The sequence below is a fragment of the Methylobacterium sp. J-088 genome (assembly GCF_022829295.1).
Lineage (GTDB): Bacteria > Pseudomonadota > Alphaproteobacteria > Rhizobiales > Beijerinckiaceae > Methylobacterium.
Window position 1 is genome coordinate 68,869 of record NZ_JAKSYH010000248.1, and the last position, 21,355, is coordinate 90,223.

The following is a 21,355-nucleotide window of genomic DNA, read 5'->3' on the forward strand; positions in this document are numbered from 1 at the left end:
ACCATGAGCGAGCCGGTCGTCCGCATCCGCGATCTGACGATCGCGCTCCCCAAGGGTGCCGACCGCCCGCACGCGGTCGAGGGCCTGAACCTCGATCTGGAAGCCGGGAAGATCCTGTGCGTGGTCGGGGAATCGGGCTCCGGCAAGTCGATGAGCGCCTATGCGCTGACCGGCCTCCTGCCCCGGGCGCTGAAACCGACGGCCGGGTCGATCCTGTTCGAGGGCCGGGATCTCCTGACCCTCGACGAGCCTGCGTGGCGCACCTTAAGGGGCCGGCGCATCGCCATGGTGTTCCAAGAGCCGATGACGGCGCTGAACCCGGTGATGCGGATCGGCGACCAGATCGCCGAGATGTTCGAGGCGCACAACCTGCTCACCCGCAGCGAGCGCTGGGCCCGGGTGGAGGCGCTCGCCACCGAGGTCGGGCTGCCGAACCCTCAGGAGGCGGTGCGGGCTTACCCGCATCAGCTCTCCGGCGGCCAGCGGCAGCGGGCGATGATCGCCATGGCGCTGGCGCTGGAACCGTCCGTGCTGGTCGCCGATGAGCCGACCACGGCCCTCGACGTCACCACCCAGGCCCAGATCCTCCGGCTGATCCGCGACTTGCAGCAGAAGCGCGGGATGAGCGTCCTGTTCATCACTCACGATTTCGGCGTGGTTGCGGAGATCGCCGACCACGTGGCGGTGCTCCAGCGCGGGCGGCTGGTGGAATCCGGCACGGCCGAAGCGGTGCTGCGCAATCCCCAGGCCCCCTACACCAAGGCGCTGCTCGCCGCCGTCCCGAGCCTCACACCGCCGGCGCGCCCACCTCTGGCGGCGGCCCCGGTCGCCCTCACGGTGAGCGGCCTGTCCAAGACCTATGCGGGACGCTCCGGCCTGTTCGGCAAGCCGCGGATCGTGGCGGCGGTCAAGGAGGTTTCGTTCGATGTCCGCCGTGGCGAGACTCTGGGCATCGTCGGCGAGTCCGGCTCAGGCAAGTCGACCACGGCGCGGCTCGCCATCCGGCTGATCGAGCCCGACGGCGGCACGGTCCGGCTGGGCGACCTCGACTACACGGCCCTCGGGAAGGCCGAATTGCGCGACAAGCGCAGCCGCATCCAGATGATCTTTCAGGATCCGTTCGCGTCGCTGAATCCCCGTCGCACCGTGGAACAGATCATCACGGCGGGCCCGATCGCCCATGGGGTGCCGGCCGCCGAGGCGCGCGAGCGGGCGCGCAGCCTCCTCGACCTCGTCGGCCTCGATCCCAAGGCCGCCGCCCGCTACCCGAACGCCTTCTCGGGCGGCCAGCGCCAGCGCATCGGCATCGCCCGGGCGCTCGCCATGGAGCCGGACGTGCTGGTGGCCGACGAGGCGGTCTCGGCGCTCGACGTCTCGGTCCAGCGGCAGGTGCTGGACCTGCTGGAGGACCTGAAGCAACGCCTGTCGCTGGCGATGCTGTTCATCACCCACGACCTGCGGGTGGCGGCCACGATCTGCGACCGGATCGCCGTGATGCACCGGGGCGCCATCGTGGAGATGCGGGGCACTGCCGACCTGTTCGCCGCCCCGGAGCACGCTTATACGCGCAGCCTGCTGGCGGCCGTCCCGGGCACACACGTGTCCTGAGCGCCTCTCGAGCCAAAATCGGGCCCATCTGGGACGCTGAGACAAGTTTTTTGGACAGAGTTGCCCTGTCGAGAATCGGGCCTTTCGGTAGGATGGTGTCGTGTCGAGGGTCGAGCGCCCCCGGCGGATCCACGGCCGAACCCGCTATCCGTCCACGCTCGCACCTCGAACGCGGCCGGGATTCTTTCAGCGTGTCCACTTCAGACCAGCCCGACGATATCCGGCGATCCGCCAAGCGCGCCCTGCCGGAAGTGCCGCCCTCGCTGCGCCGCGGGGCCGACAAACGGGTCACGCGCTGGATCGGCGCGGGTCAGCGCAAGGTGGCACTGTCGGATGCGGAACCCGCGGGCCCGGTGATGCCGGGCGAAGTCATCAGGCTGAGCTGGGCCGACACCTTCGGTCGGCCCGCACGCCCCGATCTCGGTCGGTGGTTCCAGTCCGATCCGATGACCGCGCAGGTGCTGCCGTTCCGGAGCAGAGCGGATCGACAGAGCGCAGCGCGGCGCGACGCCGATCAGCCGTTCGTACCCGTCCGGCGCTGATCGACCCGGCCGCCAGGGACGCCCAGGCCGATCGCCTTCGCAAGCGCTGAGCGCTGCGCGGCGTAGCCAGGAGCCGTCATCGGGTAATCCTCCGGCAGGCCGTAGCGCTCCCGGTACTGCTCGGGCGTCAGGCCGTGGGCGGTGAGATGGCGCTTCAGGGTCTTGTAGGACCGCCCGTCGATAAAGCTGGTGATACCGTCCTGCTGGACCGACTTGCGGATCTGCGCGGGCGTCGGCTGTTCGACCGGCGGCGCGGCCTCGACGGTGCGCGGCCCGCCGAGATTGTTCAGCGTCGCATGCACGCCCGCCATCAGCTCGGGCAGTGCGGTCGGCGGGACGGGATTGTTCGAGACATAAGCCGCAACGATTTCGGCAGCGAGCTTGACGCGCTCGAGGGCAGTCTCTGGATTTCTTTCGGGCACAGCGCGAGTCCGATCAAATCTTTCAAGGGTGGCGTCGATGGTTCCAAAAGCAAAACCCACGCTTGTGTCAAGACGTCCTTGACCGAAATCCTGCCGAGAAGAGGGAAATTTAATTCATCTCGGCCGAAATTCAGCTGCGAATAAGATTATCCTCAAACGGTACAGCCATAAATCGAGGCTACTTATAGCATCATTGTTCGTCACTGACGCCCAATATCGTCTCGGCCTGTGCGTGGATCATTTTTTACGGGATGAGACCGTTCCGGACCGCGACGGAGGACGGAGGTGTGGATAGCGAATCGCGGTCGTTCGAGCGGCGCCGTTGATCGGACTTCGCGCGGTGGTGGGATCGGCCGGGGATCGCCCCGCGCGTTGACGCCCGGATCCGCCCCTGGGAAACCTCGGGCGCGGCGGCATCGCCGCTCAGGCCCACACCGTCGCACGCGCAGGCCGAGACCCGGTCAGATACACCGGGTCTGCGTCGCATTGCGGGGTCCGCTCCGGCGGGACGCGTTCTGCCGGGACCGGGCTATCTCAGGCCTGCATGCCCCAGCGCCGGATGGTGCGCGCTTCGATCGTCTGGAAGATCAGGTTCTCGACCACCAAGCCGATCAGGATCACGGTTAGCAACCCGGCGAACACGTTGGGGATGTCGAGCATGTTCTTGTTCTCGAAGATGAACCACCCCAGCCCACCAGAGCCCGACGACACGCCGAAGACCAGTTCGGCCGCGATCAGCGTGCGCCACGCGAAGGCCCAGCCCACCTTCAGACCCGTCAGGATGGCCGGGAAAGCCGCCGGGATCAGGATCTTGCCGATCAGCCGCGGACCTGAGAGCCCATAATTGCGCCCCACCATCGTCAGCGTTCGGCTCACCGACAGGAAGCCCGAATGGGTGTTGAGCGCGATCGCCCAGGTCACCGAATGCACCAGCACGAAGATCAGGCTGCCATTGCCGAGGCCGAACCAGATCAGCGCCAGCGGTAGCAGCGCGATCGCCGGCAGCGGATTGAACATGGCGGTCAGCGTCTCCAGCACATCCGTGCCCATCCGCGAGGCGATCGCCAGCCCCGTGAGTAGGCTCGCGAGCCCCACACCGGCCGCGTAGCCCATCAGCAGGACCTTGAGCGACGACCAAGCACGGGCCGGCAGCGTGCCGTCCATGATGCCCCGGACAAAGGCTTCCACCGTCGCCGAGAAGGTCGGAAACAGGAGGTCGTTGTCGAGGTAGCGCCCGTAGGCCTCCCAGATCCCGGCCAGCACCGCCAGGATCACCAGCTTGCGCAGCCAGCCCTGGTTGAACAGGCGCTCGAAGAGCGACAGCGGCTTCTCCACCACCGGCGCGCCTGCCCCGCCCCGGGCCGGGCCCAGCGCGTACTCGATCTCGGGCCGGGCCGACGGCGCCGGGCGGGGCGGCATGCCTGCGGACGGACCCGGCGCCACGGGCGGCGCGGGGCGCGGTTGGGCGAGCACTGGGGCGCTAGACATTCTCGGCCTCCGGGATCTCCTCGGCAAACAGCATCTGCTGGATGCGGCTCTCAAGGGCCAGCGCGGCCTCGGGCGTGGCTACGCTGTTGAGCTCGGCCTTGACCTCGCCAGGGTGGGGCGACAGCAGCAGGATGCGCGCGCCGATCTTGATCGCCTCCGGGATCGAGTGGGTCACGAACAGAACGGTGAAGCGCGTGCCCTCCCACAGGGCCAGAAGCTCGTCCTGCATGCGCCGGCGTGTGAGCGCGTCGAGCGCCGCGAACGGCTCGTCCATGAGCAGGATGTCGGGCTCCATCGCCATGCCGCGGGCGATGGCCACGCGCTGCTTCATGCCGCCCGACAGCGTGTGCGGGTAGCTGTCAGCGAAGCGGGTCAGGTTGACCTTATCGATGTACAGGTCCGCCCGCTCGCGCGCGGCCTTGCCGGTGAGCCGGCCGGAGGCTTCAAGCGCGAACACGACGTTCTGGCGCACCGTCTTCCAGGGCAGGAGCTGGTCGAATTCCTGGAACACCATCATGCGGTCGGGACCGGGCTGGGTGACCGGCCGACCCTTGAGGCGGATCTCGCCCTCGGTGGGGGCCATGTAGCCGCCCACGGCCTTGAGCAGCGTCGACTTCCCGCAACCCGAAGGGCCCAGCAGCACGAACCGGTCCCCGGGAAACACTTGGAAGCTCACCCGGTAGGTCGCGGTTACCAGATGGTCCCGTGTCTTGTACCGAAGCGTGACGCCGTCCACCTCCAGAAGAGGTCGATCCGTATCCATCCATCCTCCCGGGCGCCGCGGCTTGGTGCGCGTTTCGCTAAGGGCTCCACGATGGCCTAGCCCTCACGGGAAAGTGTATCGGTGCGCCGAACAGGCTGTAAAGGCCGTTATTTTGTATGTAACAGGACCGATATCCTAATTCACCTGTCCTGATCCGTTACGTCGGGTGCCACCATCGGCCCTTGAGCACCACGCCCTCGGCGGTGATCCGCTGCGCGCCGGTCATGTGCTCGCCGCGTGTGTCGACGTAGTCGAATGCACCGTCCCGGACCGCCAGCACGGTGGCGTCGCCGAGCGCGCCGACCTTCAGGGTGCCGTACTCCATCCGCTTCACCGCCACGGCGGCGTTCACCGTGGAGGCGGCGATCACGTCGGTGAGGCTCATGCCGAGGCAGAGCATCTTGGACATGGTGGTGACCTGATCGAAGGCCGGCCCGTCGATGCAGAGTTGGTGCACGTCCGACGAGATCGTGTCGGGCAGGAAGCCGCCCGCCATCATGGCCCGCGCCGTCTTGAACGCGAACGAGCCCTTGCCGTGGCCGATGTCGAACAGCACGCCCCGGGCGCGGGCCTCGCGCACGGCGGGCTTCACCGCGCCCTGGGCGGTCACGGGGGAATTGGGGAAGGGCCGGAACGCGTGGGTCAGCACGTCGCCGGGGCGGAGCATCGCCAGCACCTCCTCGTAGCTCGGCGGCGGCTCGTCGATATGGGCCATCAGCGGCAGGCCGGTCTCCTCCGCGACCTGAAGCGCGATGCCGAGCGGCGCGGTGCCCTGGTCCCCCGAGGAATTGCGCCCGACCCGGACCTTGATGCCGATGATCACGTCCCGGTTGGCCTCGGCGACCTCGACGGCCTCGCGGGGCGCCATCAGGCGCGGATCCTGGCTCTCGCCGACCATGATGGTCTTCGAGAAGGCGTAGATGCCCGCGAAGGAAACGTGCAGGTAGGCGAGGATCCGCGCCTCCGAGCGGTCGATGACATGCTTGCGGAAGCCGGCGAAGTTGCCGGGCCCGGCGCTGCCGGTATCAACCGACGTGGTCACCCCGGAGGTGCGGCAGAATTCGTCGGCGTCGATGCCGATCGATGTGCCGCCCCAGTAGACGTGGGTGTGCAGGTCGATCAGGCCCGGCGTGACGATCGCGCCGGCCATGTCGCGCACCTGCGTGCCCGGGCCGGCCGGGAGGTCGCGGCCGAAGCCCGAGACCCGGCCGTCCGCGAAGGCGACATCGCAGAGGCCGTCATGGTTCTGCGACGGGTCGATGACCCGCGCGCCCTTCAGGATGAGGTCGTGCTGCACGTCTGGCTCCGGGTCAGGCCGCCTTGGCAGGCACGGCCTTGTCGTTGAGGTGGCAGGCCGCGAAGTGGCCGGCGCCCACGGCATCGAGCCCGGGCACCTCGGTTCGGCAGCGGTCGAAGGCGTGGGGGCAGCGGGTATGGAAGCGGCAGCCCGACGGCGGGTTGATCGGGCTCGGCACGTCGCCCTTGAGCACGATCCGGGTGCGCCCGGCCCCGGGCTCGGGGATCGGCACCGCCGAGAGCAGGGCCTGGGTGTAGGGGTGCTTCGGGGCCAGGAAGATGTCGCGGCGCGGCCCGATCTCGACGATCCTGCCGAGATACATCACCGCCACCCGGTGGGTCATGTGCTCGACGATCGCGAGGTCGTGCGAGATGAACAGCATCGCGAGGTCGAGTTCGCGCTGCAGGTCGCGCAGCAGGTTGACGATCTGCGCCTTCACGGAGACGTCGAGCGCCGAGACTGCCTCGTCGCAGATGATCAGGTCCGGCTCGGCGGCGAGCGCCCGGGCGATGCCGATGCGCTGGCGCTGGCCACCCGAGAACTCGTGGGGAAACCGCCCCAGCGCCTCGCGCGGCAAGCCGACCCGCTCCATCAGGCTGGCCAGCCGGCTCTCCAAGTCGGCTTTATTCCGGGCGAGGCCGAAATTGTGGATCGGCTCGGCCAGGATCGCCCGCACCCGCATCCGCGGGTTGAGCGACGAGAACGGATCCTGGAACACCATCTGGATGTGCCGCCGCAGGGGCCGCAGCGTCCCGGGCGAAAGGTCGTCGATGCGCCGCCCGTCCAGCACCACCTGGCCGGCGGTGGGGGCGTAGAGGCGCATCAGCGCCTTGGCGACAGTGGACTTGCCGCAGCCGGATTCGCCGACGAGCGACAGGGTCTCGCCGCGGGCGACCGTGAAGGACAGGCCGTCCACCGCCTTCAGCACGCGCTTGGACTGGCCGAACAGGCCGCCGCCGAGGGCGAAATGCTTCTTGAGGTCGTTGACCTCGAGCAGGGTGCGACCGACGGGTGCGGGCGTGGCGCTCATGCCGCGAGGGCGTCCTTCGGCGCGTAGTGGCAGGCGGCGAGATGGCCCGGGGCCTTCGGCTCCAGGGCCGGCGCGTAGGTGCGGCACAGGTCGGTCACGTCCGGGCAGCGGCCGGCGAAGACGCAGCCCTCGATCCGACCTTTGAGGCTCGGCACCATGCCGGGGATCTCGGCGAGCCGCGCGTCGGCCCCGTGCTCGACCGATCCGAGCTTCGGCACCGCCCCCATCAGGCCGCGCGTGTAGGGGTGGCGCGGCGCCCGGAACAGCTCGCGGACCGGCGCCTCCTCGACCTTGCGGCCGGCATACATCACCACCACCCGGTCGGCGACTTCGGCGACCACGCCGAGATCGTGGGTGATCAGCATGATGGCGGCGCCGACCCGGGCCTTCAGGTCGCGCATCAGGTCGAGGATCTGGGCCTGGATGGTCACGTCCAGCGCCGTGGTCGGCTCGTCGGCGATCAGGAGTTTCGGCGAGCAGGCGAGCGCGATGGCGATCATCACCCGCTGGCGCATGCCGCCGGAGAGCTGGTGCGGATATTCCCGCACCCGGCGCCGCGGCTCGGGGATGCCGACCAGCGTCAGCATCTCCACGGCCCGCTCCTCGGCCTCGCGCCGGCTCAAGCCCTGATGCAGGCGCAGGGTCTCGCCGATCTGGCGGCCGACCGTCAGCACCGGGTTCAGCGAGGTCATCGGCTCCTGGAAGATCACGCTGATGTCGTTGCCGCGGATCTTGCGCATGGCGCGGTCCGGCAGATCGAGGAGGTTTTTTCCTTCGAACTTGATCGCGCCGGCGATGCGGGCCGGCGGCTCGGGCAGGAGCCGCAGGATCGACATCGAGGTCACCGACTTGCCGCAGCCGGATTCGCCCACGATCGCCAGGGTCTCCCCCGATCCGATCGCGAACGAGACCCCGTCCACCGCCCGGTTGACCCCGTCGGGGGTGCGGAAATGGACCTGCAGGTTCTCGATCGACAGGAGGGGTGCGCCGCTCATCACGCGTCCGATCTCAGACATCTTTCGCCATGCGGGGATCGAGGGCGTCGCGCAGGCCGTCGCCGACGAGGTTCACCGCCAGAACGGTTGTGGACAGGAAGATCGCCGGGAACAGGATGATGTAGAACTTCACCTGCCAGAGCGCCCGGCCCTCGGCCATGATGTTGCCCCAGGAGGGCGTCGAGGGCGGCACGCCCGCGCCGATGAACGACAGGATCGCCTCGGTGATCATCGCGGAGGCGCAGATGTAGGTCGCCTGCACGGTCATGGGCGCGAGCGTGTTGGGCAGGATGTGGCGCCAGATGATCGCCGGCATCCGCGTGCCCGTGGTCACCGCCGCCTCCACGTAGGGCTGCTCGCGCAGGGACAGCACCACGCCGCGTACGAGGCGGGCGACGCGCGGGATCTCCGCGATGGTGATCGCAACGATGACGTTCTGGACCGAGCCGCGGGTCAGCGCCATCAGCGCGATGGCGAGCAGGATCGGCGGGATCGACATCATGCCGTCGACGACCCGCATGACGATCCCGTCGAGCCAGCGCACCATGCCGGAGACGAGTCCGACCGCCAGACCCGCGATCGAGGCGAGGAACGCCACCGAGAAGCCGACCAGCAGCGAGACCCGGGCGCCGTAGACCACCCGCGAGTAGACGTCGCGGCCGAGCATGTCGGTGCCGAACCAGTACTGCGCGGAAGGCATCCGGGTCCGCTTGGCCGGCGCCAGGGCGGTCGGATCGACGGTGCCGAGCCATGGTGCCAGCGCCGCCATCAGGAACACGATGAGTAGTAGCAGGCCACCGACCACGATGGTCGGGTTGCGCCGGACATAGGTCCAGACCGGGCCCCGGTGCTTGCGCACCGGGATCACGTCCGGCAGCGGCGCCGCGACGGCGAGGCCCGGCGGCGGCGAGGCCTTTGAGAGCGTGCCTCCGGGCGGAGCGCCCGCCTGCGGGGCGCGATCGGGGAAGGGCGCGACGGTCGCGGTCAATAGCGGATCCTCGGGTCGAGCACGGTGTAGAAGAGATCGATGGCGAGGTTCACCAGCACGTAGACGAAGCTGAACAGCAGCACGACGCCCTGGATGACCGGGTAATCGCGCCGCAGGATCGCATCGACCGTGAGCCGGCCGAGGCCGGGGATCGCGAAGACCGTCTCGGTCACCACCGCGCCGCCGATCAGCAGGGCGATGCCGATGCCGATGACGGTGACGATCGGCACCGCGGCGTTCTTGAGGGCGTGGATGAACAGGACCGGCCCCTGCGACAGACCCTTGGCCCGGGCGGTGCGGACGTAATCCTGGCTCAGCACATCCAGCATGGTGGCTCGGGTCACCCGGGCGATCAGCGCGATGTAGACGAGGCCGAGCGTCACCGCGGGCAGGATCAGGTTCGACAGCCAGGGCCACAGCCCCTGCTCGATCGGCGTGTAGCCCTGCACGGGCAGCCAGCCGAGTTCGAGGGCGAAGACGTAGGCCAGGATGTAGCCGACCACGAAGACCGGCACCGAGAAGCCCATCACGGCGAGCCCCATCACGAGGCGGTCGATCAGGGTGCCGGCCTTCCAGGCGGCCACGACGCCGAGCGGCACCGCCACCGCGATGGCGAAGACCAGGGTGACCAGCATCAGCGAGACGGTGGGCTGCACCCGCTGGCCGATCATGGTGGTGACCGGCAGGTTGGTGAAGATCGAGGTGCCGAGATCCCCGTGGATGATCTGCCAGGACCATTCGCCGAACCGCACCAGGAACGGTCGGTCGAGGCCGAGCGTGGCGCGGATGCGGATGATATCCTCGGGGCTCGCCTGATCGCCCGCGATGATCGCGGCCGGATCGCCGGGGGCGAAGTAGAGGAGGCTGAAGACGAACAGCCCGACCACCGCCATGACCGGGATGGTGGCGAGGATGCGCCTGCCGATATAGCCGAGCATGGGTCCTCGCTAGGGTGTGGACGGGGTGGGCTGAGGGGTGCGGCGCATCCCCCTCCCCCCACTGCGGGTGAGGGCGTTCACAGGTCCGAGTCGGGCGCCGACGCTAGCGGCAGAGCGCGACCTGCCCCCTCTCCCGTGCGGGAGAGGGTTGGGGTGAGGGAGGAGAAGCATCAGGATCGAGCGCGCTATCGATGCGCCGACACGGCGCACCTCGTCCGGAAGAACCTGATCCCTCACCCGGCTTGCTGCGAAAGCAGACCTCTCCCGCACGGGGGAGGGGACCCCCGCCTCAGCCTGCGACCGCGTTGCAGAGCGCGATGTCTGAAGCTGGTAGCCCGCGCGAGAAACCGAACGGATCGGGCGACCCGACTTTTCGAGGTCTTGCACCATCACGCCTTCGACACCCCCCAGGTGAACGGGATCGGCCCCTTCACGATGCCCGAGACGTTCTTCCGCCACGCCTGGTAGCCGAGGAAAAACCCGGTCGGGACGTAGACCACGCCCTCACAGGCGGCGGCGTTGACCTTGTCGATCGCGGCCTTTTCGGAGGCCGGGTCGGCGGCGTCGAACCACTCGGTGATCCCCGCCTCCACGGGCGGGACGTTCGGCCAGCCGAACCACGCCTTGTCGCCGTTGGCCCGCACCGCCGGGTAGCCCGCCGGGTTGATGGTGTCGGCGCCCGCATGCCACGTGTGGAACATGTTCCAGCCGCCCTGGCTGGGCGGCGCCTTGGAGGCGCGCCGGGTGCCGGTTGTGCCCCAGTCGGTGGCGACGAAATCGACGTTGAAGCCCATCTGCTTCAGGAGGTCGGCGGTGATGTCGCCCTGCGCCTTGGTGATCGGCTGGTCCTGCGCCACGATGCAGGTGACGGGCTCGCCCTTGTAGCCGGCCTCCTTGAGCATCTTGCGGCCCAGCGCGATGTCGCCCTTGCCGACATTCTCCCCGCCCGCCTCGCTGTAGAGCGCCGTACCCGGGGTGAAGAAGCCCGGAAGTTTCTTCCACAGGTTGTCGTCGTCGCCGACGATCGCCCGCATGTAATCCTCCTGGTTCATGGCGGTCAGGACCGCCTGCCGGATCTTCGGATTGTCGAAGGGCGGATACAGGTGGTTCATCCGGAACGACCCGACATTGCCCAGCGGGTCGGCGATATCGACGGCCAGGTTGGCGTTCTTGCGCAGCAGCGGTACGAGGTCGGAGATCGGGTTCTCCCACCAATCGACCTCGCCGTTCTGCAGGGCCGCCGAGGCGGTGGCGGCGTCCGGCATGATCACCCACTCGACCCGGTCGACGAGGATGCGCTTGCCCCCGGCCAGCCAGGAATTCGGCTCCTCGCGCGGCTTGTAGCCGGCGTATTTCTCGAACACCGCCCGCGCGCCCGGAACCCACTCGTTGCGCACGAATTTCATCGGGCCCGAGCCGACATACTCGGTGATCTGCGTGAACGGGTCGGTCTTGGCGATCCGCTCCGGCATGATCAGCGCCATCGGGGCGTTGGTCTTGCCGAGCGCGTAGAGCAATTTCGGGAACGGCTTCTTGAGGCGCCAGCGGAAGGTCCGGTCGTCGGTCGCTGCCAGTTCGTCCTGGACGCCGCGGATCATGAGGCCGATCGGGTCGCGGGCCATCCAGCGGGTGAGGCTCGCCACAACGTCCTTGGACAGGACGGGCTCGCCGTCGTGCCACGTGAGGCCGGGGCGCAGCCGGAACGTCCAGGTCAGGTGATCGCCCGAGACCTCCTCGGACTCGACCATCTGGCGCTGCGGCTTCAGCTGATCGTCGACGCCGTACAGCATGTCCCACACGAGGGTGCCGGCGTTGCGCACCACGTACTGGGTGCCCCAGATCGGATCGAAATTCGCGAGGTTCGCCTGCGGTACGAAGCGCAGCACCTTGGCGCCCTGGGCGAGCGCCGGCATCGCGACCTGCGGCGCGGCCAGCCCGAGCGCGGCCGAACCCTTGAGGAAGGTCCTGCGGTCCATCGTGATCTCCCTGGCGGTGCGGATCTCAGGCACGCGTCGCCGGCCCACGCCTTGTGGGCGAGTTTGAACAATTCTTAGGCAGGGGCGCAATGGCCCGGTGTGACAACGGGGACGGGACGCGCACCAACGCAGCCGCCGGCTCGGCGGCAGGCAGGCTCCAGAGGTGGACGGGCAGTACGGTCATCGCGATCACGGGCGGCGCCTCGCAAACCCTGCGCCAGGGGTCCGATTTTGCGTTTTGTATTCAGGCAGGCGGATTGATCGCCCCTCCGCGATGTGGCCACTGGACGATGCGGGCGTGCGACCTCAGACGGGAGCCGAAGCCGCTTGTCCCGCTGGCTGTGGACGGACCGCCGTGGGTGGACCGTCTTGTGCTTACGACACGCGGGCAGCGCCCCCGCCCCTCGCCGACGGGGCGCGACGCCCTACGCTTCCATGAAAGCCCCGGGAGACAGGCCATGACGGATCCGATCCTCTCCGTCCGCGACCTCACGGTCTCCTTCCGCTCGGACGGGCGCTGGCGGTCGGTGGTGCACGGCGTCTCCTTCGATGTCGGCCCCCGCGAGACCGTGGCGCTCGTCGGCGAATCCGGTTCGGGCAAGAGCGTCAGCGCCCTGTCGGTCCTGCGGCTCCTGCCCCAGGACGCGAGCCGCATCGGCGGCAGCGTGCGCTTCGAAGGCCGGGACCTCCTGGCCGCCCCGGAGTCCGAGATGCGGCGGGTGCGCGGCGATTCCATCGCCATGATCTTCCAGGAGCCGATGACCTCTCTAAACCCGGTGCTGACGATCGGCTTCCAGATCGCCGAGGCGCTGATCCGGCACCGGGGCCTGTCGCGCGCCGCCGCCGAGGCGGAGGCCCTCCGGCTCCTCGACACGGTGCGGATCCCGGCGGCCCGCGCGCGGCTGCACGACTACCCGCACCGCTTCTCCGGCGGCATGCGCCAGCGGGTGATGATTGCCATGGCGCTGGCCTGCCGGCCCAAGCTCCTGATCGCCGACGAGCCGACCACCGCCCTCGACGTGACCATCCAGGCCCAGATCCTCGACCTCATCAAGAGCCTCCAGGATCAGGAGGGGATGTCGGTCCTGTTCATCACCCACGACATGGGCGTCGTGGCCGAGATCGCCGACCGGACGGTGGTGATGTACAAAGGCCGCGCCGTCGAGGACGGCCCGACCGCGCGGATCTTCTCCGAGCCCACCGAGCCCTATACTCGGGCACTGCTCGCCGCCGTCCCGCGGCTCGGCGCGATGGCGGGCCGCTCCCGGCCCATGCGCTTCCCCATCATCGACCGGGCCACCGGCCTCGCCACGGCGCCTGCCGACGATCCGGATTTCTCGCCCGATCCCTTGCCCGACACCGTCAGAGCCGCCGAACGCCCGCTGCTGGAGGTGCGCGACCTGACCACCCGGTTCGAGATCCGCTCCGGCCTGTTCGGCCGCGTGACCGGCCGCGTCCATGCGGTCGAGCGAGTCTCGTTCAGTCTCGCGGCGGGCGAGACCCTGGCGCTGGTCGGTGAATCCGGCTGCGGCAAGTCCACCACCGGCCGCTCGATCCTGCGGCTCGTCGAGCCCCTGTCGGGCTCGGTCGTGCTCGACGGCGAGGACATCACGGGTCTCGACGCCGGCGCCCTGCGCACCCGCCGCCGCCGGATGCAGATGATCTTCCAGGATCCATTCGCGAGCCTCGACCCGCGCATGAGCGTCGGCGCCGCGGTGGCCGAGCCGCTGCTGATCAATCGCCTCGCCTCCCGCACGGACGCCCTGCGCCGCGCCGAGGATCTGCTCGCCCGGGTCGGGCTCGCCCCCGACATGGCGCGGCGCTTCCCGCACGAGTTCTCCGGCGGCCAGCGCCAGCGCATCGCCATTGCCCGGGCGCTGGCCCTGAACCCCCGGCTGATCGTCGCCGACGAGGCGGTCTCGGCCCTCGACGTCTCGGTCAAGGCGCAGGTCGTGAATCTGATGCTCGACCTGCAGGCCGAGTTCGGCCTCGCCTATCTGTTCATCTCGCACGACATGGCGGTGGTGGAACGGGTGAGCCACCGGGTGGCGGTGATGTATCTCGGCGAAATCGTCGAGATCGGCCCGCGGGACGCCGTGTTCGGGAACCCGCAGCACCCCTACACCAAGAAGCTGCTGGCGGCCGTCCCCGTGCCTGATCCGGCCCGGCGCCGGGCGCGGCACGCCCTGCCGGACGACGAGATCCGCAGCCCGATCCGCGCCCCGGACTACGAGCCGCCGGAGCGGCTGTATCGGGAGGTCTCACCCGGCCACAGCGTGCAGGATTGGGACGCCGATTGGGGCCCCGCAGGGGCCGACGTCGAGCCCGGGGCGGCAGCCGCCTGACGGCAGCGATGGCCTGACGGCACGACGCGGGCTCCGCACCCGACCCAGTCGGCTGCGCCGAAGCCTGCACCCCTGCCGATCGAACCGCGCCTGATGGGCCGGCCGTGCCGCACGCGGCCGTCCACGCGAAACGGCCGACCGGCGGGCGCTGCAGCGCTGTGCAGGGCCGCTCAACCGACCGCGGTGTCCCCTACGTGCGGTGGCCTTCAGGCGAGCCGACCGCGACGCTGCATCGGTGAAGAAACCTGAGCGTTTGCGAAACAACCAACCGCTGTCAAACCTGTATCCAATAAAACTTCTGCTGGAATAGCTTATCGCTGGAAAATAAAATATTTTGTGTGCTGGATCATATACAATGGACGATTTTTTCGAACGATAAATAAGCTTCTGAAATTGTTATTTTCCTTAAATATCTTTCATTTAATTCTCGAAATCTGCACCACAAACCATGAAAGATGGCCATAAAGCGGGATATGGCTTATGATGGCCTAAAATGAGCGCTGGAAACGATTGGATGATGATGGTTGATGTACAGTGGCGGGCCGGCGGCGGGCGCTGGCGCAACCTGAATGCGCCCGGCTTGATACTCTCGCGCCGGCAGCGCGCCGCCGTGATGATCGGCAATTGACCCGATGCGCCGCCTGCACTTCGACGCCCTGAAGCCGATCTGCCCGACCTGCCGCCGCATCGCGCTGGTCCTGGAGCCGGGCGCGCAGGCGACGAGCAACGCGGTCGTGTCCGGGGTCCTGCGCTGCCTCGATCCGGCGTGCGGTGAGCGCTTCCCGATCATCGCGGGCGTCCCGATCCTGGTCCCGGACGTCCGCGGCTGGCTTTCGGCGAATCTTCCGCTCGTCCTGGCGAGCGATGTCGAGGATGCAGCGGTGGAGGCGGTGATCAGTGCAGCGCTCGGGCCGGACTCGGTCCACAGCATCGGCCGCGCACAGCAATCGCGATACGCCCACGATCATTACGGTGACCTGTTCGAGGGCGAGCCGGACGGTGCGGAGCCGCCGCACGGCCGGGCCCGGCATTGCCTGGCGGAAGCCCTGCGGCACCTTGGTGTTGGGCGCGGCCCGAGGCTCGATATCGGCTGCACCGCCGGCCGGACCAGTTTCGATCTGGCGGCCGCCTACGACGCGCCGGTGCTCGGCGTGGACCTGAACTGGCCCCTTCTGCGGATTGGCCGAGGCATCCTCGATCGGGGCCTGTTGCGCTACCCGCTCCGGCACGGCGGCGACACCTATGAGCGCCGGGAAACCTACCACTTCCCGCCCGAGGCCGAACGGGTGGATTTCTGGATCGCCGATGCCCAGGCCCTCCCGTTCGCCGCGAACACGTTCCGCCTCGTCGTCGCGCTGAACGGGCTCGATTGCGTGCCGGATCCGGCCCGCCTCGTCGCCGAGGCCAGCCGAGTCACGCGGCCGGGCGGCGATGTCGCCTTCGCAACGCCCCTCGATCGGGGTCGTCATGCCCCTGCACCATCCGCGTGGCTCGAAGGTCCCGATGCCCTTGCGACGATGATCGCCGCGGCCAACTCCGACATCCCCGGCGCCAAATCCCTGAAGCCGACTCGGCCGCCCCTCGACCTCCCCTGGCCCGTCCGCCAGCAGGGCGAGGACACGGTCGTCCACCGGTCCAGGCTGATGACGATGACGGCCGGGGCGGACTGAGCGCGGCACACGCCGTCGCGTAGGCTCGGACAGCCGCAATTGGTAATCCCGGCCGGCAACCGAGACCAAACGCGGCGGGCACGGGACCCCGATCCCGACCGACCGCTGAAAGGCCGGGGAGGATCCGCCATGTCCCTATCCGCCAAGCTGCAGCGGCGCGCACAGGAGGGCCGGCCCGTTCGGGTGGGCCTGATCGGGGCCGGCAAGTCCGGCTCCATGGACCTATCGCAGGCGCCCCGCACGTCGGGGATCCGCGGGGGAGGGAGAGAAGCCGAGCCGGCGCGCGTTCCCAGCGAGAGCCGCAGGCCCGATCACCCCTGACGCAGCGGATGACTGGCCGGCGGCCGCGTGCCGAGATGCCCGCGCAGGGTCCGGCCCTCGTACTCCGTGCGGACCAGGCCGCGGCGGCGGAGTTCCGGCAGAACCAGTTCGATGAAGTCGTCGAGCCCCCCGGGCAGGGTCGCCGGCATGATGTTGAAGCCGTCCGCGCCCCGCTTTTGAAAGCGCTCTTCCATCTCGTCCACGATCTGGGCGGGCGTCCCGACGATCTGCGAATGGCCGCGCGCGCCCGCGATCCGCAGATAGAGCTGGCGCAGGGTCAGCCCCTCCCGGCGGGCGAGGTCGAACATCAATTGCTGACGCGACTTGGCGCCGTTGGCCTCGGGCAGTTCCGGCACGGGCCCGTCCGGATCGTAGCCCGAGAGGTCGAAGCCGCCGATCATCCGCTCCAAGAGCGCGAGACCGACCACGGGGTCGATCAGGTCCTGGAGCGCCTCGAACTTCGCCCGTGCCTCCGCCTCGCTGCGTCCCACCACGGGAAACAGGCCGGGCATGACCTTCAGATCGTCGCGCTCCCGGCCGAAGCGGCCCATCCGGTCCTTCAGGTCGCCATAGAATTCCGTCGCCTCATCCAGCGTCTGGTTGGCGGTGAACACGATCTCGGCGGTGCGGGCCGCGAGATCCTTGCCGGGGCCCGACGCGCCCGCCTGCACCAGCACCGGCTGGCCTTGGGGCGTGCGCGAGATGTTGAGTGGGCCCCGCACCTCGAAATGCGTGCCGTGATGGTTCAGGGGGCGGAAGCCGTCCGGCTTCGAGAACTGGCCGGTCGTCTTGTCGATGACCACGGCCCCGTCGTCCCAGGTGTTCCACAGGCCGAGGACGACGTCGACGAACTCTTCCGCGCGCTCGTAGCGGTCGCCGTGGCGCGCGATCCGGTCGGCACCGAAATTGACGGCCTCCGCGTCGGTGGTCGAGGTCACGAGGTTCCAGCCGGCGCGGCCGCCGCTGAGATGATCCAGAGAGGCGAACCGGCGGGCGACGTTGTAGGGCTCGTTGAAGCTCGTCGAGGTGGTCGCCACCAGCCCGATTCGGCTCGTCACAGCCGCCAGCGCCGAGAGCAGCGTCACCGGCTCGAAATGGGTCGAGCGCGCCGTCCGCTCGCTGGAGCGCAGGTTGCTGTCGCGGATGCCGGTCCCGTCTTCGAGGAACACGAGGTCGAACTTCGCGGCCTCGGCCTTCTGCGCCCACCCGACGTAGCGTTCGAGCACGAGGCCACCATCCGCCTCGCTGGACGGGTGGCGCCAGCCGGCCACGTGGTGCCCGGTGGCGTAGAAGAAGGCGCCGAGGCGCAGCGTGTCGTGTCGCATGAACCAATGGACTCGTGGCGGTGCGGGCGGGACGTGAGTCCGCCGATGTGAATCAGGCCGGTGGGCGGGATGCAACCGCCGCCTGGATCCGGGCCCGCGATTGAGAAGCGTCTTCTCCAGATGGGGCCCGGAGCGGCGGTTCGCGACACCGCGAGGCCGCGGTGGGTGACGCACGCGCCGTGACGATCCATCCCGTCACCCGGCCTTCGCCGATGGCCGAGCGGGCGATCACCGGGCATGAATAGTGCCGGCCTTGTAGCACGATAGCGCTACTCAGGAGCTTTAACGAGACGTGATTTGGAATTGTTCGGAATTCAATGCATCATAAATCCGCATTGAGCGGCCCCCGCACGACAAGAAGGCTGGGCGCTTGGGCGCGGAGGAATCATGAACGAGATCGTCAAGCCGGACTCCCTGATCGTGGCCGAGGCCGAGAGCCTGACCGAGACCTTCTTCGGGGGCTGCCCGCACGACTGTCCGGACACGTGCTCGATGCTGTTCGACGTCAAGGACGGCCAGCTTCAGGGGGTGCGCGGCAACCCGGATCATCCGATGACCCGCGGCGGTCTCTGCGTGAAGCTGAAGGATTACGAGAAGCGCCACTATCACCCGGACCGGCTCCTCCACCCGATGAAGCGGGTCGGTCCGAAGGGGTCGAAGCAGTTCGCGCGGATCACCTGGGACGAGGCGCTGGACACCATCGTCACCCGCTGGAAAGCGATCATCGACCAGTACGGACCTGAGGCCATCGCGCCCTACAGCTATCTTGGCAACCAGGGGCTGGTGCACGGGCTGAACGGCGGCGACGCCTTCTTCAACCGGATGGGCGCGACCGTCACCGAGCGGACGTTCTGCGGCGAGGGCTCCTGCACCGCGTGGCTGCTCACGGTCGGCCCCACCGCGGGCCTCGACCCGGACAGTTACATCCACGCCAAGTACATCGTGATCTGGGCCTGCAACTCCGTCAGCACCAACCTGCACCACTGGGCGATCGTGAAGGACGCCCAGAAGAAGGGCGCCAAGGTCGTGGTGATCGACGCCTACGCGTCGCGCACCGCCAAGGCCGCCGACTGGCACATCGCCCCGAAACCCGGCACCGACGGCGCGCTCGCCATGGCGCTCATCAATTCCATCATCGCGCAGGGCCTCGTCGATCAGGAGTACGTCGACAACCACACGGTCGGCTTCGCGGAGCTGAAGGAGCGGGCCAGCACCCGCACGCCGGAATGGGCGGCCGAGATCACCGGCGTCACCGCCGAGGACATCCGCACGTTGGCCCGCGAACTCGCCACGGCGCAGCCCGCGGCGATCCGCATGGGCGTGGCGCTGGAGCGGCACTATGGCGGCGGCCAGACCATCCGGGCCGTGACCTGCATCCCGGCTTTGACCGGCGCGTGGCGCCATGTCGGCGGCGGCGTCACGCAGTTCGGTGTCTGGGAGCACCCCTACAAGTTCGACGTGATGTGCCGGCCCGACCTGATCCCGGAGGGCACCCGTGTCGTCTCGAACCTCCAGATCGGCCGCGCGCTGACCGGCGAGATGCAGCTCGACCCGCCGATCATGTCCATGATGTGCTGGAACTCGAACCCGGTCACGCAGGCGCCCGAGACCGACAAGATCGTCGAGGGGCTGATGCGCGAGGACCTGTTCATGGTCTCGGCCGAGCACTTCATCTCGGACACCGCCTCCTACGCCGACATCCTGCTGCCGGCCACGATGGGCGCGGAGATGGAGGACATGATCCTGTCCTGGGGTCACCTCTACCTGACCTACAACACCAAATGCGCCGAGGCGCCGGGCGAGGCGATCCCCAACAACGAGATCTTCCGCCAGCTCGCCGCCCGGCTCGGCTTCGAGGAGGAGAACTTCAAGTGGACCGATAGCGAGTGCTTGGAGCACTACGTCGATTGGAACGCCCCCGCCTGCAAAGGCATCGACCTCGCCTACATGCGCGAGCACGGCTTCGCCCGGCTGAAGGTGGGCACGCCGGACGACCGGGCTCCGCATAAGAACGGCAACTTCCCGACGCCCACCGGCAAGTGCATGCTCAAGGTCGAGGGCGCCACGAACTTCGTCGCCCCGCCCTTCCGGCAGATGTACGAGGGCTTCCAGCCTGGCGAGGCGCTCGACCCGCTGCCCGACTACCTCGGCCCGCGCGAGTCCCGCACGAACGATCCAGAGCTGGCCAAGCGCTTCCCGCTCAACATCGTTTCGCCCAAGAGCCACTACTTCCTGAACTCCTGCTACGCCAACATGGAGGACAAGCAGAAGGGCCAGGGCGAGCAGTTCGTGATGATCAGCCAGCACGATGCCGATGCGCGCGGCATCCGGGACGGCGACCGGGTGAAGGTCGGCAACGACCGCGGCGCCTTCAAGGGCGTGGCCCGCATCACCGATGACGTGAACGCCGGCATCGTGGTGGCGACGCTCGGCTACTGGCGCCAGCTCAATGAGGGGACGGTCAACAGCATCTCGTCCGGCGCCTTCACCGACATGGGCCACGCCCCGTCGTTCTCGGACAACCTCGTGGAGGTCGCCCGGGCGAATTGATGGTCGGCGAACGGGCCGCTTTTCCCCTCCCCCTTGTGGGGAGGGGCCAGGGGTGGTGCAGGATCGCGTGTGACAGTGCCTTCTGCAACACCCCCACGCGGGATCTGCGATCCCCAAACGCCTCCCCGCAACGAGGAGGAGAGAGTCCCGGCTCGGTTGAGCCCCTAGTGCCGCAACGGCACCGGCTTCTGCCCGTCGGGGAGGATTTCCCGCAGGTGGTCGTGGACCATGTCGGTGGTGAATGGCTTGCCGATGAAGCGGGCCCCCTCCGGCATGTCGCCCGGCCCCGGCTGCAGCTGCCCGGACGCCACCACGATGGCAATGTGCGGCCAGCGCTCAGAGGTCTCGCGCGCGACCGCAAAACCGTCCCGCGAGCCCGGCATCTGCACGTCGGTGAACAGCAGCACGATCTGGGCGTGCTCCCAGCCGAGCAGGCTCATGGCCTTATCGCCGTCGCTGGCCTCGAACGTGCGGAACCCGGCCTCCGACAGGATGTCCATCGCATCCATGCGGATGAAACCGTCATCGTCGACCACGAGGGCATAGGGCGCCGGGGGCTGGACTGGTCCGCTCATCCCCCGATAAGTCCTGACCCAGGTCGAAGGTTCGTGCGCGCCGGCGTGCCGGGGTCAGTCCCTGTCCATGACCCCGGCGCGGTCCCCGATGCGGTCGAGCAGATCTTCCAGCCGAAACACCGACCGCTCGGCCACGAAGGCCCTGTGCTCGGCCTGCATGACGCGGAACTCGGCCTCCATGCAGCGCATCACGACGCGCTCGTAGTCGGAGGAGATCTCCGCGAGGGTGCGCACCAAGTCGGCGTTCCGCCGGTTGATCTGCGACAGCTCGACTTCGAGCGCCTGGATCGTCGCGTCCTTGACGGTGCGCTCCTCGTAGAGACGCCGGAACAGTCCGCTCGCCCGCTGCTGAATGACGGCGCGCCACCCCTGGAAGCCGCGGATCTCATCCGCGGCCTGCCGGATCAGCGCGAGGGTCAGGCGGGGATCGATGACCCGAAACGCAGCGTGCGAATCCTGCGCCCGCGGTATCGCCTCGGCGATCACGGTGGCCTCTATCGTCGTCGATTGCGCCATCGTCGC

17 protein-coding genes are annotated in these 21,355 nt (G+C 68.6%); 5 read left to right on the top strand and 12 right to left on the bottom strand.

Annotated features, from left to right (window positions below):
- Positions 1–3 precede the first annotated feature (3 nt).
- Complete coding sequence (locus MKK63_RS26750; protein ID WP_244006947.1) at positions 4–1,608, top strand: ABC transporter ATP-binding protein; 1,605 nt, start codon at positions 4–6, stop codon at positions 1,606–1,608.
- 191 nt (positions 1,609–1,799) lie between these two features.
- Positions 1,800–2,150, top strand: a complete 351-nt coding sequence (locus tag MKK63_RS26755) for a hypothetical protein (RefSeq protein WP_244006948.1) — start codon at positions 1,800–1,802, stop codon at positions 2,148–2,150.
- Here the strand turns inward: MKK63_RS26755 and MKK63_RS26760 are convergent.
- The 9 genes from MKK63_RS26760 to MKK63_RS26800 form a co-directional block, all read right to left on the bottom strand.
- Complete coding sequence (locus MKK63_RS26760) at positions 2,123–2,572, bottom strand: MucR family transcriptional regulator (protein ID WP_244006949.1); 450 nt, start codon at positions 2,570–2,572, stop codon at positions 2,123–2,125. The two genes, MKK63_RS26755 and MKK63_RS26760, sit on opposite strands and share 28 nt — an antisense overlap.
- A 534-nt stretch (positions 2,573–3,106) precedes the next feature.
- On the bottom strand, positions 3,107–4,060 hold the full coding sequence (locus MKK63_RS26765; RefSeq protein ID WP_244006950.1) for an ABC transporter permease: 954 nt from the start codon (positions 4,058–4,060) through the stop codon (positions 3,107–3,109).
- A complete protein-coding gene (locus MKK63_RS26770; RefSeq protein ID WP_244006951.1) occupies positions 4,053–4,823 on the bottom strand; it encodes an ABC transporter ATP-binding protein in 771 nt (256 codons plus the stop codon). Before MKK63_RS26770 ends, MKK63_RS26765 begins: the two co-directional genes overlap by 8 nt.
- Before the next feature lie 157 nt (positions 4,824–4,980).
- Positions 4,981–6,120, bottom strand: a complete 1,140-nt coding sequence (locus MKK63_RS26775; RefSeq protein WP_244006953.1) for an amidohydrolase/deacetylase family metallohydrolase — start codon at positions 6,118–6,120, stop codon at positions 4,981–4,983.
- Between the two features lie 13 nt (positions 6,121–6,133).
- Positions 6,134–7,150 (bottom strand): ABC transporter ATP-binding protein, encoded by a 1,017-nt coding sequence (locus tag MKK63_RS26780; RefSeq protein WP_244006955.1) that lies wholly within the window; start codon positions 7,148–7,150, stop codon positions 6,134–6,136.
- Positions 7,147–8,145 carry an ABC transporter ATP-binding protein gene (locus MKK63_RS26785; RefSeq protein ID WP_244006956.1) on the bottom strand — a complete coding sequence of 333 codons (999 nt, stop codon included), beginning with the start codon at positions 8,143–8,145 and terminating at the stop codon, positions 7,147–7,149. Before MKK63_RS26785 ends, MKK63_RS26780 begins: the two co-directional genes overlap by 4 nt.
- 13 nt (positions 8,146–8,158) lie before the next feature.
- Positions 8,159–9,133, bottom strand: coding sequence for an ABC transporter permease (locus MKK63_RS26790; protein WP_409564565.1), 975 nt, complete (start codon positions 9,131–9,133; stop codon positions 8,159–8,161).
- On the bottom strand, positions 9,130–10,071 hold the full coding sequence (locus tag MKK63_RS26795) for an ABC transporter permease (RefSeq protein WP_244006957.1): 942 nt from the start codon (positions 10,069–10,071) through the stop codon (positions 9,130–9,132). The genes MKK63_RS26790 and MKK63_RS26795 overlap by 4 nt, the downstream gene beginning before the upstream one ends.
- A 389-nt stretch (positions 10,072–10,460) precedes the next feature.
- Entirely contained in the window at positions 10,461–12,047 is a 1,587-nt protein-coding gene (locus tag MKK63_RS26800) for an ABC transporter substrate-binding protein (RefSeq protein ID WP_244006958.1), read from the bottom strand.
- A gap of 458 nt (positions 12,048–12,505) precedes the next feature.
- Between MKK63_RS26800 and MKK63_RS26805 the strand changes: the two genes are divergently transcribed.
- Both MKK63_RS26805 and MKK63_RS26810 read left to right on the top strand, forming a co-directional pair.
- Positions 12,506–14,392, top strand: coding sequence for an ABC transporter ATP-binding protein (locus MKK63_RS26805; protein ID WP_244006959.1), 1,887 nt, complete (start codon positions 12,506–12,508; stop codon positions 14,390–14,392).
- Positions 14,393–15,024: 632 nt separating this feature from the next.
- Entirely contained in the window at positions 15,025–16,062 is a 1,038-nt protein-coding gene (locus tag MKK63_RS26810; protein WP_244006960.1) for a class I SAM-dependent methyltransferase, read from the top strand.
- A 311-nt stretch (positions 16,063–16,373) separates the two neighbouring features.
- Here the strand turns inward: MKK63_RS26810 and MKK63_RS26815 are convergent, their stop codons facing one another.
- A complete protein-coding gene (locus MKK63_RS26815) occupies positions 16,374–17,708 on the bottom strand; it encodes an LLM class flavin-dependent oxidoreductase (RefSeq protein ID WP_244006962.1) in 1,335 nt (444 codons plus the stop codon).
- A gap of 387 nt (positions 17,709–18,095) precedes the next feature.
- On the opposite strand from MKK63_RS26815, the gene MKK63_RS26820 reads away from it, so the two are divergent.
- Positions 18,096–20,258, top strand: coding sequence for a molybdopterin-dependent oxidoreductase (locus MKK63_RS26820; protein WP_244006964.1), 2,163 nt, complete (start codon positions 18,096–18,098; stop codon positions 20,256–20,258).
- A 164-nt stretch (positions 20,259–20,422) separates the two neighbouring features.
- Here the strand turns inward: MKK63_RS26820 and MKK63_RS26825 are convergent, their stop codons facing one another.
- Both MKK63_RS26825 and MKK63_RS26830 read right to left on the bottom strand, forming a co-directional pair.
- Entirely contained in the window at positions 20,423–20,833 is a 411-nt protein-coding gene (locus MKK63_RS26825) for a response regulator (protein WP_244006966.1), read from the bottom strand.
- A gap of 54 nt (positions 20,834–20,887) precedes the next feature.
- On the bottom strand, positions 20,888–21,349 hold the full coding sequence (locus MKK63_RS26830; RefSeq protein ID WP_244006967.1) for a hypothetical protein: 462 nt from the start codon (positions 21,347–21,349) through the stop codon (positions 20,888–20,890).
- Positions 21,350–21,355: the final 6 nt, after the last annotated feature.